At 73.6% G+C, this 16,662-nt stretch carries 15 protein-coding genes; 6 read left to right on the top strand and 9 right to left on the bottom strand.

Annotated elements, in window-relative coordinates; translation table 11 throughout:
- Positions 1 to 80: 80 nt before the first annotated feature.
- Together ACIPEP_RS00540 and ACIPEP_RS00545 are read right to left on the bottom strand one after the other, a co-directional pair.
- Positions 81 to 716, bottom strand: a complete 636-nt coding sequence (locus ACIPEP_RS00540) for a TrmH family RNA methyltransferase (protein WP_402716156.1) — start codon at positions 714 to 716, stop codon at positions 81 to 83.
- Positions 717 to 744: 28 nt separating this feature from the next.
- Positions 745 to 1,422 carry a TetR/AcrR family transcriptional regulator C-terminal domain-containing protein gene (locus ACIPEP_RS00545; RefSeq protein WP_402716157.1) on the bottom strand — a complete coding sequence of 226 codons (678 nt, stop codon included), beginning with the start codon at positions 1,420 to 1,422 and terminating at the stop codon, positions 745 to 747.
- Between the two features lie 178 nt (positions 1,423 to 1,600).
- On the opposite strand from ACIPEP_RS00545, the gene ACIPEP_RS00550 reads away from it, so the two are divergent.
- The 3 genes from ACIPEP_RS00550 to ACIPEP_RS00560 all read left to right on the top strand — a co-directional run bounded on the left by ACIPEP_RS00550 (position 1,601) and on the right by ACIPEP_RS00560 (position 3,727).
- The gene (locus ACIPEP_RS00550; protein WP_070417042.1) at positions 1,601 to 2,398 is read left to right on the top strand and encodes an HAD-IIA family hydrolase; all 798 of its coding nucleotides are present in this window, start codon (positions 1,601 to 1,603) and stop codon (positions 2,396 to 2,398) included.
- A gap of 2 nt (positions 2,399 to 2,400) precedes the next feature.
- A complete protein-coding gene (locus ACIPEP_RS00555; protein WP_402716158.1) occupies positions 2,401 to 3,195 on the top strand; it encodes a methyltransferase domain-containing protein in 795 nt (264 codons plus the stop codon).
- A 118-nt stretch (positions 3,196 to 3,313) separates the two neighbouring features.
- Positions 3,314 to 3,727, top strand: a complete 414-nt coding sequence (locus ACIPEP_RS00560) for a hypothetical protein (protein ID WP_402716159.1) — start codon at positions 3,314 to 3,316, stop codon at positions 3,725 to 3,727.
- A gap of 18 nt (positions 3,728 to 3,745) precedes the next feature.
- On the opposite strand, the gene ACIPEP_RS00565 is transcribed toward ACIPEP_RS00560, so the two are convergent.
- From ACIPEP_RS00565 to ACIPEP_RS00575, 3 genes are all read right to left on the bottom strand, one after another.
- Positions 3,746 to 4,612 carry a L,D-transpeptidase gene (locus ACIPEP_RS00565; protein WP_402716160.1) on the bottom strand — a complete coding sequence of 289 codons (867 nt, stop codon included), beginning with the start codon at positions 4,610 to 4,612 and terminating at the stop codon, positions 3,746 to 3,748.
- 76 nt (positions 4,613 to 4,688) lie between these two features.
- On the bottom strand, positions 4,689 to 6,494 hold the full coding sequence (locus tag ACIPEP_RS00570) for a phosphatase PAP2 family protein (protein ID WP_402716161.1): 1,806 nt from the start codon (positions 6,492 to 6,494) through the stop codon (positions 4,689 to 4,691).
- Between the two features lie 173 nt (positions 6,495 to 6,667).
- Positions 6,668 to 7,555: a lysostaphin resistance A-like protein gene (locus tag ACIPEP_RS00575; protein ID WP_402716162.1), complete on the bottom strand. Its 888-nt coding sequence runs from the start codon at positions 7,553 to 7,555 to the stop codon at positions 6,668 to 6,670.
- A 22-nt stretch (positions 7,556 to 7,577) separates the two neighbouring features.
- On the opposite strand from ACIPEP_RS00575, the gene ACIPEP_RS00580 reads away from it, so the two are divergent.
- On the top strand, positions 7,578 to 8,267 hold the full coding sequence (locus tag ACIPEP_RS00580; protein WP_071294437.1) for a metal-dependent transcriptional regulator: 690 nt from the start codon (positions 7,578 to 7,580) through the stop codon (positions 8,265 to 8,267).
- A gap of 393 nt (positions 8,268 to 8,660) precedes the next feature.
- Here the strand turns inward: ACIPEP_RS00580 and ACIPEP_RS00585 are convergent, their stop codons facing one another.
- Complete coding sequence (locus ACIPEP_RS00585; protein ID WP_402716163.1) at positions 8,661 to 9,953, bottom strand: sodium:proton exchanger; 1,293 nt, start codon at positions 9,951 to 9,953, stop codon at positions 8,661 to 8,663.
- Positions 9,954 to 10,369: 416 nt separating this feature from the next.
- The gene (locus ACIPEP_RS00590) at positions 10,370 to 11,014 is read right to left on the bottom strand and encodes a HEAT repeat domain-containing protein (protein WP_402716164.1); all 645 of its coding nucleotides are present in this window, start codon (positions 11,012 to 11,014) and stop codon (positions 10,370 to 10,372) included.
- Positions 11,015 to 11,119: 105 nt separating this feature from the next.
- On the opposite strand from ACIPEP_RS00590, the gene ACIPEP_RS00595 reads away from it, so the two are divergent.
- A complete protein-coding gene (locus ACIPEP_RS00595; protein ID WP_402716165.1) occupies positions 11,120 to 12,073 on the top strand; it encodes an aldo/keto reductase in 954 nt (317 codons plus the stop codon).
- An 83-nt stretch (positions 12,074 to 12,156) separates the two neighbouring features.
- On the opposite strand, the gene ACIPEP_RS00600 is transcribed toward ACIPEP_RS00595, so the two are convergent.
- Positions 12,157 to 14,331 carry a septum formation family protein gene (locus tag ACIPEP_RS00600; RefSeq protein ID WP_402716166.1) on the bottom strand — a complete coding sequence of 725 codons (2,175 nt, stop codon included), beginning with the start codon at positions 14,329 to 14,331 and terminating at the stop codon, positions 12,157 to 12,159.
- Entirely contained in the window at positions 14,328 to 14,879 is a 552-nt protein-coding gene (gene pyrE / locus ACIPEP_RS00605; RefSeq protein WP_022905654.1) for an orotate phosphoribosyltransferase, read from the bottom strand. Before pyrE ends, ACIPEP_RS00600 begins: the two co-directional genes overlap by 4 nt.
- Before the next feature lie 87 nt (positions 14,880 to 14,966).
- Between pyrE and ACIPEP_RS00610 the strand changes: the two genes are divergently transcribed.
- A complete protein-coding gene (locus tag ACIPEP_RS00610; protein ID WP_071303461.1) occupies positions 14,967 to 16,634 on the top strand; it encodes a hypothetical protein in 1,668 nt (555 codons plus the stop codon).
- Positions 16,635 to 16,662: the final 28 nt, after the last annotated feature.

A 16,662-nucleotide genomic window follows, 5' to 3' on the forward strand; every position in this document is an offset into this window, starting at 1 on the left:
ATCTTCTGTCGCTTCTCTGACACCCGTCGCGCAAACGGGGGTTTTTCACCCTGCGATTCACCCCGTTCGGGGGACAACCCTCAGTCGGTGGCGGCGTGCTGGACGACCCAGCTGTGCATGACGATCGCCGCGGCCGCCGAGGCGTTGATGCTCCTTGTCGACCCGAACTGCGTGATCTCGAGGTGTCCGTCCGCCCCGGCGACGGCCTCGTCGGTCAGCCCGGGGCCCTCCTGCCCGAACAGGAACACGCACCGTTCCGGGATCGGCGCCGTCTCGATGCGGGAGGCCCCGGGGGTGTTGTCGATCGCGATCACCGGACGCCCCTCGTCGCGCATGGCCTCGAGGAAGGCGGCGACGTCGGGGTGGTACCGCACGTGCTGGTACCGGTCGGTGACCATCGCGCCGCGCTTGTTCCACCGACGGCGCCCGACGATGTGCACGGTGCCGGCGAGGAACGCGTTGGCGCTCCGCACGATCGACCCGATGTTGAGGTCGTGCTGCCAGTTCTCGATCGCCACGTCGAACGCGTGGCGGTGCGTGTCGAGATCGGCGACGATGGCGTCCATCGACCAGTAGCGGAACCGGTCGACGACGTTGCGGGTGTCCCCGGTCGCCAGGAGCTCCGGGTCGAGCCGCGGGTCGTCCGGCCAGGGCTCGGGGTGCGGCCCGACCCCGTTCGTCGTCCGCTCGTGGGACGGTTCGGGGACGGCGGTCACGCCCCCAAGCGTACGGCGGGGTCGCCGGTCACCGGATCCGGGACTCGATCCCCGCGATGAGGACGTCGAGCCCCAGCGCGAACCGGTCCTCGTACGAGTGCGAACCGAGGATCTCCGCCACGAGCTCGTGCCGCTCCGGACGACCGGCCGCGGCCGAGCCCCGGCCGACCTGCACACCGGTGTGCCCGACCACGAAGTCGTACACGACGAAGAACGCGTACATCGCCTCGGCGTCGGGCAGGCCGGCCGACCGGAGCGCACCGACGACCTTCGCCACGACGGCGTCGGACTCCGTCGACACCAGGGCCCCGCGGCGACTGTGCGACTCGAGCACGAGGGGGTGGGTCAGCATGAGGTCGCGGAAGGTCGTGGCGAACGTCCGGACGACCGCGTGCCACTCGTCCGGCCAGACGAACGTCGCGGTGAACTCGTCGACCGTGCGGCGGACGAGCTCGGCGTGCAGGTCGTCGAGGCCGCCGATCGTCCGGTGCACGGTCATCGGCGCGACGCCGAGCCGGACGCCGAGCGCGCGGAAGGACAGCCGGTCGAGGCCGTCCTCGTTCGCGATGGCCGTCGCGGCGTCGATCACCTGCTCGCGGCTGAGGACGTTGGGGCGGCCACGGCGCCGTCGCGGAGTCGCCTCGGCCTGCTCCGACGGCGTGACGGGCCGGGGTGCGACGGGCGGGGTTCCGGGTTCGACGAGCACGGGGCGTCCTCCTTCTTCCAGTACGTGTCCCGAAAAGCCTAGGGCAAAGCCGACCGGCATTCGGTGTCTCGACCATCTCGGGTCCGCGACCGGCGCGCAAGAGCCGATCCGTGCCTCCCGGCCTTCTCCGAGCCGACGCCGAGCCGGGCCGTCACGGGCGCGCACTAGGGTGAGGGGCATGGCAACCCGCGACGAGGTCGAGTGCTGGCTGACCGACATGGACGGCGTGCTCGTGCACGAGAACCAGGCGCTCCCCGGGGCGCCGGAACTGATCCAGCAGTGGCTCGACGAGGGCACGGAGTTCCTCGTCCTGACCAACAACTCGATCTTCACCCCGCGTGACCTCAGCGCCCGGCTCCGCTGGTCCGGCATCCACGTCCCCGAGGAGCGCATCTGGACGAGCGCCCTCGCCACCGCCGACTTCTGCAAGTCCCAGATGCCCGGCGGCTCCGCGTTCGTCATCGGCGAGGCCGGCATGACCACGGCCCTGCACGAGGCCGGCTTCATCATGACCGAGACCGCCCCCGACTACGTCGTCGTCGGTGAGACCCGCAACTACTCGTTCGAGGCGATCACCAAGGCCGTGCGCCTCATCCGCGACGGTGCCCGCTTCATCGTCACGAACCCCGACGCGACGGGCCCGTCGGCCGAGGGGGTCCTCCCGGCGACCGGCGCCATCGCCGCGATGATCGAGAAGGCCACCGGCAAGCAGCCGTACGTGGTCGGCAAGCCGAACCCGATGATGTTCCGCTCGGCGATGAACCGGATCGGCGCCCACTCCGAGAACACCGGCATGATCGGCGACCGGATGGACACCGACGTGCAGGCCGGCATCGAGGCAGGACTCCACACCGTCCTCGTCATGACCGGCATCAGCGACCAGGCCGAGATCGACCGCTACCCCTTCCGCCCGAGCGAGGTCATCTCCGGCGTCCACGAGCTCGTCCGCACCGAACCCTTCGAGGTGGAGCTGTAGCGATGCGCTGGGACCCGACGCGGTACGCCGCCTTCGCGGACGACCGCGCGCGGCCCTTCCACGACCTCGTCGCGCAGATCGCGTGGCCGGCGGGTGCGGGCCAGGAGGCGCCCCGTCGCGTCGTCGACCTCGGCTGCGGCCCCGGGACCCTCACCGCCACGTTGGCAGCGCGGTGGCCTTCCGCGTCGGTGGTCGGGATCGACAGCTCGGCGCAGATGCTGGCGTCGGCGCCGACCGGCCCCGGGTTGTCGTTCGAGCTGGGCTCGATCGAGGACTGGACACCCGGCCCCACGGACGACGTCGTCGTGACGAACGCGGCGCTCCAGTGGGTGCCGTCGCACGTGTCACTGCTGCCGCGATGGCTCGACGCGATGCCGTCCGGATCGTGGTTCGCGATGCAGGTGCCGGGCAACTTCGGGTCGCCGTCGCACGCGCTCATGCGGTCCGTCGCCGCCTCCGGGCCGTGGGCGCCGGCGTTGGCCGGTGTCCTCCGCGAGGACCCGGTGCTCGACCCGGCGGGCTACCTCGGCATCATGCTCGACGCCGGGTTCGAAGCCCGCGCGTGGGAGACCACCTACGCCCAGCTCCTGCCGGGCGTCGACCCGGTGCTGGACTGGGTGCGCGGGACCGGGCTCCGTCCGGCACTGCAGGCGCTCGACGCGGCGGACCCGTCCGGCGCGTCGACCGCGGCGTACGAGGCGGAGTACGCGGCGGCGCTGCGGTCGGCGTACCCGGCGGGGGCGCACGGCACGGTGTACCCGTTCCGGCGGGTCTTCGCCGTCGGCCGCAAGCCCTGAACCGAACCCCGTGATCGCCGCCGCTCATCGGGCGCGGCAACGCGTTGCCACTCGGTTGCTCGACCGCGTCGCCGCCACCAGACTCGGAACTCCTGAAACATCAGATTGGAGTTCCACGATGGAGCGAATTCTCTCGGTCGCCGCGGTCGGCACCATGGCGCTCGGCCTCTCGGTCGCTGCACTGCCCACCGCCGCGTCCGCCTCGGTCCCCGGACCTCGGGACCCGTCAGCCCCCGGCTGTTCGACGACGACGATGGTCGCCGACCACCTGAAGGGCTGGGTCCACTGGACGATCGAGTGCACCGAGGCCCGCACCGTCGTCGTCGACGCGACGGCGTTCTCGGGCACGCCCGACGACCACGAGATCGTGGACGAGCAGCAGGCCTCGCGGTTCGTCGCCGCGGGCGAGACGTGGACGGACTTCGTCAGGCTGCCGACGGCCGGGGTCGACCAGTTCCGCGCACAGGCGGTCACGTTCGTCACCGCGGACCCGTTCGAGCGTCCGGCGATCATCGGCGGCGCCACCGGCTGATCGCCGCCGCTCGGCGCCCTACTCGACCGTGACGAGGGTGCCGAGCGGCAGGGCGTCCACCGCCGCCACCGCTTCGGCGTCGAGCCGCACGCAGCCGTGCGACACCGCACCCGAGGTCGTCGCGTTCCAGTGCAGCCCGATCAGCCCGCCGTCGTGCCCGCCGTACGGCTCGTCGGCCGCGCTCGAGTGCAGCGAGGTCAGCTGGATCGGGTGGTCGCCGGTGCCCTGCGCGGGGTCGACGTACCGCTGCTCGAGGTAGCCGGTGACCCCGGTCGGCGTCGGGGTGTCCGCCGTGCCGACCCCGGCGCGGAACCGCTGCACGGCCCCGCCGTCCGACGAGACGATCGACACGGACTGGTCCGTCGTCGAGATGACGACGCGGGAGGTCGGGGTCGACACCTCCCGGAGCGACGCCACCGGCACCCACGCCGAGGTCTGCGCCGCCGCCGATCCCCCGGCGGCCGAGGGCAGCTGCTGGCGCGCCGGGGTGAGGACACGCTCCCAGTCCCCGTCGCGCTCGACCCCGACGACCGTGGTGGGCTGCCGGAGGAAGTCGGTGGCGGCGAACCGCGCGACCGGTGTGGTCCGCGCCGCGCCGAACAGGGGTGCGTCGGCCCGGAGCCGGAACACGGTGTCCGAGGTGATGGTCCGGTCGAACGGCATGAGCCCGCCGATGACCGCCGAGTACTGCGCCTCCGGCAGTGCGGCGAGCGCGGCTGCCCCGACGTGCGGGACGGCCGGGGCGACGTGGGACCGGGTCGCCGACGCCGACGGGACGGGTGCCGAGGCGACCGGGGTGGACCCGAGCAACGGGACGGCGACCGCCCCGGCGAGGACGACCGCGGCAGCGACGCCGGTCGCGGTCCAGAGGGTGCGTGTGCGCATGGGGGTGCTCCAGGGGTGACGGGAACGGGAAGGCGGCCGGCGCCGCCGCACGGGACGGACGCCGGCCGGCCCGCGATCAGCCGGAGACGACCGGCAGGTGGATGCCCGTCCCCGGGTCGACGACGGTGCCGGTGCCGCCGCTCCCGGCTCCCGTGCCACCGGTGCCCGTGCCCGACCCGGCAGCGGCCGGGGTCACCGTGATCGCGAGCGGTGCGACGAGCGCCGAGGCGCCTGAGGCGTCGACCACGTCGATCGTGTGCGCTCCGGTGGCCGTGCCGGCCGGGATGGTGACGCTGCCGGACACCGTGCCGTCCGCCGCGACGGTGAGCGTGCCCACCGTGACCGGGGTGGAGTGCAGGACGACCCGGACCGAGGCCCCCGGGGTGAACCCGGTGCCGGCCAGCGCGAGCGACCCTCCGGCAGCGACCGAGGTGCCCTTCGGCGCCGTGAGGACGCCGGTCACGACGCGAGCGGTGCCGCCGGTCGAGAGGACCTTCGCGGTGCCGTCGGCCGACACCGCGACCGTGGCGCTCGTGGCGGCGGCGAGGTCGAGGCGCTCCCACGAGCCCGCGGCCGAGCCGGACTGGTCGAGCGGGTAGCCCGACGCGATCTCGGTCTGGGCGAGCACGGCGGTGCGCTGCGCGTCGGTCAGGGTCGGGAACGCGGTGAGGAGCAGGTTCGACGCACCGGTCGGCACCGAGGGGGCGAGCCCGGTGGTGCCGGTCGCCGCGAAGCCGTAGGTCATCCGCTCGCGGTAGACCGCCGCGGCCGAGGCGCGGTCGGTGACGACCTGGGCGGTGCCACCGGGGATCGCGGCCCCGCCGTACGGGTCGTCCGAGTACGCCGTCGAGTGGGCGATGCAGTTCGCGAGCGTGTCGCCGCACTGCTGCTCGAGGTACGAGACGAGTTCCTTCCGCGCCGGCTCGAGGACCTCGGTGCGGTACTGGGTGTCCGACCAGCGGGCCGCGAGTGCCGCTTCGCCGTCGATGCGCCCGCCCATGATGTCGAGCGGGTAGTGGACGCCGAGCACGATGCGGTCGTTGCCGGCCTCGGAAGCGCGGGCGAGCAGCTCCGGCGCCAGCTCCGGCACGAGCGTGGCGAGGGTGATGCCCGCCTGGTACGCCGTGGTGGTGTGACCGCTCGGGTACGAGCCGCCCGTGCAGATGCCGGCGGTGCCGTACCCGGGGTCGAGCACGACGTCGTTCGGCGAGAACTCGTGCGACGTGTCCGTGGCGACCGGCACCCGCGTGATGTCGAGCGTCCCGTCCGCCGATGCCCAGGCCTTGCCGGCGCGGTTCGCGGCGAGCGACGACGCGTTCACCTTCGCCGGGGCGCAGCCGGTCTGGTCGTCGGTCGCGGGCAGCGTCGCGGTGCTGCTCGCCGGCAGGTACGGCCGCGGGTAGCTGTAGTGCGCCTTCGCGTCACCCGTGCTGACGTACGCGCCGCTCGTACCGTTCGAGGAGTTCACCACCGCCGAGGTCAGCGGCAGCTTCCCGGCGTTCCGACCCTCGACGTAGATCTTCTCGAGTGCCGGACCGAGCCCCTGCGACACCGTCATCGACTGGTCGTACGCGGTGTTCGTGGCGTTCTGGTATTCGGAGTCCTGCAGCGCCTTCAGCTGCTGCGCCTTCGTGGCGTGCTGGTTGATCCACGAGGTCAGCTGGTCGTTCTCCGCCAGCGTCCCGGCATCGAGCACGGTGCCGTGCAGGTCGTTCGTCCCGCTCGACTTCCAGTAGTGGTCGTACCCGCTCAGCAGGGAGACGAGGTCGGGCTTGGCGGTGTCGCTCGGGTACCCCGCCGCGGTGGCGACGAGGGGCGAGCCGACGACGAGGGCGGTCGCGACGGCGGCGACGGTCACCCCGCGGAGTGCTGATCTGTGCATGCGCCGAACGCTAAGGACGGGTGGTTGCCGAGCGGGGAACGGTGCACCAAGCCGAGGTGAACCGGACCGCAGCCTGTGCGCACTCGCAGCCCCGCGCCTCCCGTCCGTCCGTCGTCACCACACGGCGGACAGGGCCCACGCTCGCCGGTCCCTGAACGACGCGTCAGCGGCGGTCAGGCCGTGCCGAGTGGGGAGAGGCGCGGCTCGTCGCCCAGCACCGCGTACGCCCCCATGGGCGGCACCGTCCGCCACCGGCGCCGCAGGCGGCGCGGCCGGTCGTCCCGCCAGGCGATCACCCCACCGGCGACGACCCCGAAGGCGAGGACCGCGAAGGACAGCAGCCCGATCACGCCGACGACGGCGAGCTTCGACGGGTCCTGCACGTCCGTCGTCGCCGAGAGGCCGATCGACCCGAAGTCCCAGAACGCGTGCAGCAGCACCGGCAGGAGCAGGTTCCCGGTCAGCCGACGCGCGACGTAGAGCGTCGAACCGAACGACGCCGCGAACACGACCTGCACGAGCGTCACCCCGAGACCGGCCCCGGCGAGGGCGTTGAGCAGGTGCAGCACCCCGAACAGCGCGCACGACGCGATCCACACGCCGAACTCGGGCAGGCGCCGCCGGAGCCCGACGAGCAGGACGCCGCGGGTCATCAGCTCCTCGAAGACCCCGACGAGCAGCACCCCCACGGCGAGCAGCAGGAAGTAGCGGACCGGCAGCGCCGACCAGTCCACGAGCGGCAGCCGCACGATGCACACGACCGCGATGAGGATCGGCGCCACCATCGTCCACCGCAGGCGCGTGCGCGTCGGGTCGACGGTCGCGATGCGCCACCAGCCGAGCCCGGTCACGACGAGGCAGAGTGCGACGGCGGCGATGCCCTCCGGGACGACGAGCGACCGGACGACGCTGTCCACCGTCTGCCCGAGGGTCGGGTAGTCGTCGCTCGGCCGGGCCCGCCAGGCGCTGACGGCCGCGAACGCCACGAGCGGCGCGAGGCCGACGAGCAGCGACGGCGGGACGGGCCAGCGGCGGCGGCGGGAGGGGTCGGCGGCGGTCACCTGCCGTTTGTACCATTGGGGCATGCGCTTGCCCTCCCTGTCCACGATGGCGGAGGACTACGTGAAGCTCGTCTGGAAGGCGAGTGAGCGCGGCGGGACGGGTCTGGCCACCCGCGACATCGCCGCAGCGCTCAAGGTGTCCGCGTCGACGGTTTCCGGCAACCTCCGGAAGCTCGACCGCGACGGCCTCATCGAGCACACCCCGTACTACGGCGTCGTGCTCACCCCGCTCGGCCAGCAGGTCGCCGTGGCGATGGTCCGGCGGCACCGGCTGATCGAGACGTTCCTCGTGCAGCGGCTGGGGTACTCGTGGGACGAGGTCCACACCGAGGCCGAGGCGCTCGAGCACGCGGTGTCGGAGACCTTCCTCGACCGGGTCGACGCCGACCTCGGGCACCCGACGCACGACCCGCACGGCGACCCGATCCCCCGCGCGGACGGCACTGTGCCGGACTCCCCCGGGACCCTGCTCGGGGCCATCGAGCCCGGGGCGTGCGGCACCGTCGACCGGGTGTCCGACGATGACCCCTCGCTGCTGCGGTACTTCGACGAGCTCGGGGTCGGGCTCGGGACGCACCTGCGCGTGGAGCAGGTGCGGGACTACGCGGGCGTCATCGCGGTGTCCCGGCGGTCGTCGGACGGGTCGGAGTCCCTCGTGGACCTGCCCGCGGCGGCGGCCTCCGCGATCTGGCTCGCCCCCGACGCCGACTGACGCCCGGCGCCGGCCGCGCCCGCCGCTCGCGGCCGCGCCGCTCGCGGCTGCGCCGCACCGCGGTCGCACGACATGCCGCTCACGTCCGCCGAGCGGGCACAACGTGCCGCCCGGCGACGCCGAGCGTGACGTTTTCTGCCCACTCGGCGCGCGGCCGACGGCATGTCGCGCCCGCTCGTGGGAACGCACCCACCGGACGGACGGGAGGCGCGGCGCCAGCCCGCACCGCGCCTCCCGTCCCAGCGGGCGGAATCCACCGCCGCCCACCGGGCACGACCCGCCGCTCACGTCCGCCGAGCGGGCGCCACGCGCCGCCTGGCGGCGCCGAGCGTGACGCATCCCGCCCACTCGGCGCACCCCCGCGCGCCGGCCCCGCGCCCGCGCGCCCGCGCGTCAGCCCCGCAACACGGGGGACGACGCCCGGCGGAACGGCGCCGTCACCGTCGGCAGGATCTCCCGCCGGTTGATCCAGAACACCACGACCGCCGCCGCCAGGTGCACGATGCTGAGCACCCACCGCCCGTTCGTGTCCGTCACGAAGAACTGCACCGCGAAGAGCGCCGCGAGCCCGATCGCCGACCACCGGTGGAACCGCAGCGCGATGATGATCGCCACGCCGAGCACGGTCTGCGACGCGGTCAGCATGAACTCCTCGACCTGCCGACCGTCGAGCGGCAGCCCGCCCGAGGTGCCACCGCCGAGCACGTGCGCGATCGGCAGCGACCCGACGAGCAGCGACCACTGGTTGACCTTCGACGCGATGAGCGTGCCGATCGCCGCCCCGCCCATCCCCCGCAGCGCGAAGAGCGCGGCGACGATGAACTCCGGCGACTCGGTGGCGAGCGGCGCGAGCCACTGCACGAGGAAGTAGCTGTCGATCCCGAGGGCGCTGCCGGACTGCACGAGCGCGTCCGCGAACGGCTCCGCCGAGGACAGGATCACGGCCGCGGCGACGACGAACAGCGCCACGATCGTCCAGCGACGCCCACGCTGCGGCATCGAGGCGATGTTGCCCGCCATGCCGACCATCTCCTCCTCGTCGTTGTCGCCGTCCTCGACCTTCGACGCCCGCCAGAGGTACCAGACGAACGCGGCGAGCAGCACGAACCCGAACCACATCGGGATCGAGCCCATCAGCGGGATGAGGAACGCGACGAGGGCCAGGAGCGCCAGGAACCCGATGTCGAGCCGCGAGGACCGCTCGAGCTCGAGCACCCGGGTAGCCGAGGCGGGGAGCGACCCGGTCCGGACGAACCGGCGCGCCACGAGCAGCGAGATGATCACGACGAGAGGCCACCCGAACCCGAGCAGCAGCCGGTTCGAGCCGGTCATGTTGGCCGCGGCGAACTGCTCGTACGAGGGGTCGTACCCGGAGCGGAACGCGTAGTACAGGTCGACCGCGTACTCGGGCAGCACGGCGATCAGGGCGAGGATCGCGATCGCGAGGGCGCCGGCGATGTCCTGCTGCGCGGCCTCGGCGGCCCAGGCGAGCAGGAACGAGGCGGCGACGACGGCACCACCGAAGACGAGCAGGTCGACGACGGGGTTCGGCGCGAACCCGCCGATCCGGAAGACGACGGCGGGCAGGGCGATGGCGATGCAGATCGCGATGCGGCCCCAGGCGCTGGCGCCCATCCGGGACGCCACGACGCCGGGCGTCGAAGCGGGAGACAGGGTGTCGATCATGGTGGTCCTCGTGGTCGAGCCATGACGCTGCACACACTCGAGCGGCTTCGGCCATGGCGGAACGGCCGAAGGTCTCGCTCGCCTCGAGGGCCACGTGCACCGGGCCGATCGTCGTGATGGCCAGTGTGTCGATGCACGCGCTGGGAGCTACTCCCCTTCGCCACCCACCTTGGCGCGCCCCGATCCGCGTGCGCAAGCCGATCCGGCCTGTTCGGCGTCCCGAATCCCGGTGTTCCCCGACCCGCCCCGGAACGGCCTGGAGGCGCGTGGCGGCGCCGCACCGCGCCTCCCGTCCGTCCCCGGGTCGCGCCCACCGCGTTTCGTGCGCAGAAATGGTCGGGTCACCTCCGCCGACTCGACCGTTTCTGCTCACGAAACGACGCCGCGCGGCGCCGCGGCGCGTCGCCCCGCGCGCGCTACCCCTTCGCGGAGCGGGTGCGGCCGAGGGCGACCTCGCGGCGGGCGCGCTCGACGGCGAGGGCACTCGCGGCGTCCGGGTCGCGGAGCAGGCGGTCGACCTCGGCCACGTGCGCACGGACGTCGTCCGAACCGCGCCCCGAGGCGTCGTCGAGGACCGGTCGCACCGCGTCCTCGCCGAGTGCGACCAGGGCGCGGGACAGGCTGAGCCGGGTCTCCTGGTCGCCACGGCCGAGGTGCTCCGCGAGCGTCCGGGCGAGGGCGTCCCGCTCGGCGTCCGGGACGAGTGCGGCCGCGGTGCGCCACGCCGCCCGGAGGACCCCGACGTCGGAGTCCCGCAGCAGGGGCCGCACCGACGGCCAGACCGCGGGGTCGCCGATCTTCGAGAGCGTGTGCAGCGCCTGGCTCCGGGCCTGCGGCAGCGGTCGGTCGAGCTCGGGCAGCACCCGACGGACGACCGCGTCGGCGGGGAGCCGGATGAGCGCCCACGTGAGCATGTCGCGGACGAAGAAGTCCGGCTCGACGGCGCACTGCTCCACCAGCACGTCGAGGTCCGCCGGGTCCGGGTGCGTCCCCGCGGCCATGACGGCGCGGAGGCGGACGGACGAACGCGGGTCGGCGAGTGCGGTGGTGAGCGCGGACATGGCCCCATGCAAGCGCACCGTCCTGCGTGACGTCCGGAGACCGCCCGCCAAGGGTCGAGGCATAGCGTGGGCGGGTTCGTTCGACACGACCACGAAAGGATCCCCATGCCCCGCATCGGTACCAGTGACCTCACGGTGTTCCCCCTCGCCCTCGGCGGCAACGTCTTCGGTTGGACGGCCGACGAGCAGACCTCCCACCAGGTGCTCGACGCCTACACCGCGGCCGGCGGCGACTTCGTCGACACCGCGGACGTCTACTCCGCCTGGGCACCCGGGAACTCCGGCGGCGAGTCCGAGCAGGTCATCGGCTCGTGGCTCGCGACGTCCGGCAAGCGCGACGACGTCGTCATCGCCACGAAGGTCTCCCAGCACCCGCAGTTCCAGGGCCTCTCCGCCACGAACGTCGCCGCGGCCGCACGAGCGAGCCTCGAGCGGCTCGGCACCGACCGGATCGACCTGTACTACGCGCACTTCGACGACGAGTCGACCCCGCTCGAGGAGACCGTGCGCGCGTTCGACCAGCTCGTGCGCGACGGCCTCGTCCGGTACACGGCCATCTCGAACTACTCGAAGGAGCGGGCGGCGGAGTGGATCCGCATCGCGCGGGAGAACGACCTCGCCCTGCCCGTCGCGATCCAGCCGCACTACAACCTGGTCACCCGCGAGCCGTACGAGTCGGACATCGCTCCCCTGGCCGCCTCCGAGCACCTCGGGGTCGTGCCGTACTTCTCGCTCGCGGCGGGCTTCCTGACCGGCAAGTACCGCACGAAGGAGGACTTCGCCGGCAAGGACCGCGAGGGCCAGGTCTCCGGCTACTTCAACGAGGCGGGGCTCGCGGTGGTCGACGCGCTCGCCACGATCGCCCAGGACCGCGGCACCGAGGTCGCGACGGTCGCCCTCGCGTGGCTGCAGGCGCAGCCGGACGTCGTCGCGCCGATCGCCAGCGCACGCAACACCGAGCAGCTGCCGGCACTGCTGGCGTCGGCGGAACTGGAGCTCAGCGCCGACGAACTGCGGACCCTCTCCGACGTGTCGGGGAAGGTCTCGGCCGCGGCCTGACACCGGCGCGGTCGACCCGGGACGACATCGTCGACGTCGTACGACCTCGGTGATGTCGTTCCGGGTCCGCCCGGCCCGACCCCTCACGTGCTCGGCGCGACCGACCCCGTCATCGTGTCGCCCGACGACCGGGTGACGAAGCACGAGATGAACGTGTCCCCCTGGTCCCACGTCGTCTGGTCGGGCGCGTAGGACCCCTGCACCTGCACGTCCCCGTACGCCGCCGCGGCCGAGGCGTTCAGGGCCGCCGACGTCTGGCACTGCTCGGCCGCCTGGGCCGCGAGCGCGTCCGGCCCGGGCCACTGGTTGGCCGAGACGGGCAGCCGCGCGGTGAGCTGGGCGACGTGCGGCGTCTGGCAGTCGACGACCGTGTAGGTCTGCGCCCAGGCGTTCGTGAACGGCGACAGGCACTCCCCGCCGGCGAGGTCGGTCCACGCGTGCTCGCCGGGGGCCGCCGGCGTGGTGGCGAACTGCAGCGTCTCGAGCGAGGTCGATGCCGACGAGGGCTGCGACGCCGCGGCGGACGGCGTCTCCTTCGGGGTCGCCGCCGCCGAGGCCGCTGACGTCGAGGTCGGCGCCGGCGTGCGCTCCTCGATCGAGTTGCCGAGGATCCACCGCGTCAGCGCGAACACGGCGACGAGCAGCACGACGATGAGCGCGACCGAGCCCCAGATGAGCAGCCGCTTCCCGCGCTGTCCCTCGTTCCGGAGCTTGGCGAAGCCCTCGTTGATGAAGTTGTCGCGGTCGCCCCCGCCCGCGGACGCCGACGGCACCGGCGCCACGGGTGGCACGGGCGTGCGCTCGGGCGCGGGTGCGTGCGCCGGCGTGGCACCGACGGCCGGCATCATGCGCGTTCCGGTGTCGTGCGGGTCGTACCCGGTCCCACCGAGCTGCCCGACCGCCTCGGTCCCGAAGAGGTCCTTGATCGCACTCGTGTCGCTGGTCTCGCGACCGTCCCACTCGGACTGGTCGAGGTCGTCCGGAGCGGCGGCCGGGAGCGGTGCCGGCTCGTCGCGCTGCGGCTCCGGCTCGTGACCGCGGATGCCCATCACGGCGTCGAGGTCCTGCCCGACCGCCGGAGGCAGGTGCGCGGGGTACGCGCTCGGCTCCGCCTCGGACGCGGCCGGTTCGACCAGCGGCGGGGCAGCCGTCGGCGGCACGGTGCCGTCCGGCTCGGCCCACCACGGGCCGCCGGCAACGGGCAGCGCCGTGGTCGGTTCGTCGACCTGGAGGCGCGGCTCGTCCTCCGGCGCCTCCGTGGCGTCGTCGGGGTGCCCGGGCTCCACCCCCGTGGTCGGCTCGACGACGGGCGTCCCGCCGACCGGGGTCGGCAGCGCACCCGCGACGACGTCGTCGTCCGAGTCGTCCGAGTCGTCCGAGTCGTCCGCCAGGCTCCACGAGCCACCGGCCAGCGCCGTCGTGTCGAACGCGTTCGTGGTCAGGGTCGCCGGCACCTCGCCGGCCTCGTCGTCGCGGATCGCCCAGTCGAACGGGCGATCCTGCCCGCCGGTGCCCTCGCCCTCGCCGTCGGCGATGCGGAGCAGCTCCGTGAAGCTCGGCGGTTCGTCGGTGGCCGGCAGGACGTTCTCCACGCCGACCGGCTGCGGCACGACGGGGAACGCGGGCGCAGCGGGCGCGTCGGCCGGCTGCGAGCCCGTGGCCCGACCGAGCCAGTCGACGTCCTCGCGTCCGGCGCCGAACGGGTCGGTGCGACGCCGCTCCTCGTCGATCGCGCGGTTCTCGGCCGCACGCTGGTCGCGGTGGGACTGGGCGGTCGGCAGGCTGATCGACGACGGGTGCGGTGCCGTCGACGACGGCGGGACCGGGGCCGCTGCGGGGATCCGGTCGGAGAGGGTGGCCCGCTCGGCCTCGGCGTCGGCCTGGGGGTTCTCGGACGGTGCCTCGAGCTGCTCGGGCATCGAGATCGCCTGCGTGGAATCGTCCTCGGCGGACGACGCGGGGGACGCGGGGGACGCGGACGACGCGGGGGTCACGGGCTCGTCGGACACCACCGGCTCGAACGGGTCCGGCAGGGGTGCGCCGGTCTCGCGCGCGGTCTTCTCCGCCTCGCGCCGCTCACGGCGCGAGGGCCAGTCGTCCGCGCCCCGCGGCGCACCGAAGATGTCGGCGGCACTGCGGAGACCGTGGAACGGAGCGTCCGGGGCGGAGTCGCGCCGTGCCTCCAGTCCGTCGTCCCCGTCTGCGGGACCGGCGGTCTGGTCGGGCTCGTGCGCGTCGTCCGGACGCTCCTCGGTCACGCGCTCAGCCCCAGATCAGCCAGCCCGATCGCCGCGAAGTACGGGTACCCGGCAGCCTCGATCTTCTCCTTCGCGCCGGTGTCGCGGTCGACGACGACGGCCACGGCGGCGATGATCGCGCCCTCGCGCTCGAGTGCCTCGGCGGCCTTGAGCGGCGAGCCGCCCGTCGTCGAGGTGTCCTCGAGTACGATCACGCGCTTGCCGGCGAGGTCCGGCCCCTCGACCTGCTTGCCGCGGCCGTGGTCCTTCGGCTCCTTGCGCACGACGAACGCGTCGTAGGCGAGTCCGCGGGCGGCGGCCTGGTGCAGCACGGCGCTCGCGATGGGGTCGGCACCCATGGTCAGTCCGCCCACGGCGGCGACGTCCGGCACCTGGCCGATGAGGTCGGTCATCACCTGACCGATGAGCGGGGCGACACGGTGGTCCAGGCTCACCTTGCGGAGGTCGATGTAGTACGTCGCCTTCTTCCCGCTGGTGAGGGTGAAGTCTCCGTGGAACACCGCTTCGTCCGTGATGAACTGGATGAGCTGGTCGCGCGCGTCGGTCACAGCCCACAAGGGTAGCCGGTCGTCCCTGCAGCGCGCTGCCCCGTGTGGGTGGGGTGCGCTGCGAGCCACGCTCGGTACGCTCCGGTCATGTCCTCCGACGCGCGCCCGGTCAGCGAGGTCGTGCGTCCGACGGGCGGCTCGCGGTGGCGCGCGCGACGGCTCGCGGTCGGCCAGGAGGCGCTGGGCGCCCTGGTCGCGCTGGCCCTGGCCGTCATCGCCCTGCGCCACGTCGTCGCGACCTCCAGGGTCGCCCTGCTCTGGTACGACGGGGACTCGGTGCTGCTGCCGCTCGTCGAACGGTCGATGCAGCTCGGGCAGCCGTTCGAGTGGGCGATGTCCCCGGCGCTGTTCTTCTTCCCGGAGCTGCCCGTCTACCTCCTCTGCTCCGTCGTGACGGCCACGCCGCAGCAGGCGCTCGCGCTGAACGGCGTCCTCGTGCTGCTCGCCGTGTACGCGCTCGTCCGGGCCGCGGCGAACGAGCTCATGCCTGCGGCCCGGCGGTCGGCCCGGATCGCGGTGTCCGCGGTCGCCCTCGGGTTCGTGACGCTCCTGGTGCTCACCGAGTCGTCGGCCACCGCGACCTCGTTGGAGCTCGCGTCCCTGCTCCTCACGACGACGTACTACTACGGCGCGGTGCTGGCGATGCTCGGCACCGCGGTGCTCGTGCTCCGTGCGGTGCGGCTCGGGCGGGCGTCCGTCACGGTCCTCGTCGTGCTCGGCCTCGTCGCCGCGTGCACGACGGCGTCGAACCCGCTGTACGTCCCGTGGTCGGCCGCCCCGGTCGTCGTGACCCTCGTGCTCCTGGCACTCGCCCGCCGGCTCCCGTGGCGTCCGGTCGGGCTGCTCGCCGCGACGCTCACCCTCGGGTCCGTAGTCGGCTACCTGCTGCGGATCCCGCTGCGGCCGTTCGTGTCCCTCGACCCGTCGACCTACGTCCAGCCGTCGCGCGCCGGAGAGACACTCGGGTTCTTCGCCGCGCTCACCGACGACCGCGCGGGGTCGGCGGCGGGCGACGCGGGGCTGCTCCTGCTGCTCGTCGGGGTGCTCCTGTCGGTCGGCGGCACCGTCTGGGCGTGGCGGGTCCGGACCTCGCGGACCGTCCTCGTCGCCGCAGCGCTCCCGCTCGTCACCGTCGTGGCGGTGTCGGTCGGGGTCGTCGTCGCGGGTTCGGAGACCCCGCGCTACCTCGAGCCGATCGTCACGGCGCCGCTGCTCGCCCTGGTCGCGGTCGCCGAGCTCGCCCGCACCGCCGTCCGCCGGACCCAGGTGCACCGGCCGCGACGCGGCATCCGGGCCGTGCTCGCCCTCGCGGCCGCCGGGGTGCTGCTCGCCGGGATCGCCACCGCACCGAGCACCGCCCGCGCGGTCGCACAGGCGCGCTACGACCCGGCGGCCTGCCTCGACCGCTGGGCCGACGGGCGGGACGTCGTCGGGGTGGGGCAGTTCTGGACGGTCCGCCCGCTCGCCACGTACGCGTCCACGAACGTGCAGCTGCTGCAGGTACGGGACACGTTCGCGACCTACCCCTGGCTCGTCGACCTGGGGGCCTACCGCGACGCCGCGCCGACCTTCGTGGTGATCGGGTCCGGCGACGTCTGGACGACCGCCGTCGAGGACTCGCTCGGCCCGCCCGCGACGATCACCCACTGCACCGGGTTCGACGTGTACGACTACGCCGGGACGTCGGGCGCCGCCGTCCTGCAGCGGGACGTCGTCGACAGCGCCGATGCCGTCCGGCGGGAACGCGGCTTCTGAGCGACCGCCCTGCGAAGTTGTCCACAGC

Source organism: Curtobacterium sp. NPDC087082 (assembly GCF_044745045.1).
Lineage (GTDB): Bacteria > Actinomycetota > Actinomycetes > Actinomycetales > Microbacteriaceae > Curtobacterium.

What these genes read in the sequence shown, in the direction of transcription:
- ACIPEP_RS00570 (WP_402716161.1), bottom strand. Translation starts at nt 6,494, where the DNA reads ATGCACAGATCAGCACTCCGCGGGGTGACCGTCGCCGCCGTCGCGACC.
- ACIPEP_RS00550 (WP_070417042.1), top strand. Translation starts at nt 1,601, where the DNA reads ATGGCAACCCGCGACGAGGTCGAGTGCTGGCTGACCGACATGGACGGC.
- ACIPEP_RS00565 (WP_402716160.1), bottom strand. Translation starts at nt 4,612, where the DNA reads ATGCGCACACGCACCCTCTGGACCGCGACCGGCGTCGCTGCCGCGGTC.
- ACIPEP_RS00555 (WP_402716158.1), top strand. Translation starts at nt 2,401, where the DNA reads ATGCGCTGGGACCCGACGCGGTACGCCGCCTTCGCGGACGACCGCGCG.
- ACIPEP_RS00560 (WP_402716159.1), top strand. Translation starts at nt 3,314, where the DNA reads ATGGAGCGAATTCTCTCGGTCGCCGCGGTCGGCACCATGGCGCTCGGC.
- ACIPEP_RS00610 (WP_071303461.1), top strand. Translation starts at nt 14,967, where the DNA reads ATGTCCTCCGACGCGCGCCCGGTCAGCGAGGTCGTGCGTCCGACGGGC.
- ACIPEP_RS00580 (WP_071294437.1), top strand. Translation starts at nt 7,578, where the DNA reads ATGCGCTTGCCCTCCCTGTCCACGATGGCGGAGGACTACGTGAAGCTC.
- ACIPEP_RS00595 (WP_402716165.1), top strand. Translation starts at nt 11,120, where the DNA reads ATGCCCCGCATCGGTACCAGTGACCTCACGGTGTTCCCCCTCGCCCTC.
- ACIPEP_RS00585 (WP_402716163.1), bottom strand. Translation starts at nt 9,953, where the DNA reads ATGATCGACACCCTGTCTCCCGCTTCGACGCCCGGCGTCGTGGCGTCC.
- ACIPEP_RS00590 (WP_402716164.1), bottom strand. Translation starts at nt 11,014, where the DNA reads ATGTCCGCGCTCACCACCGCACTCGCCGACCCGCGTTCGTCCGTCCGC.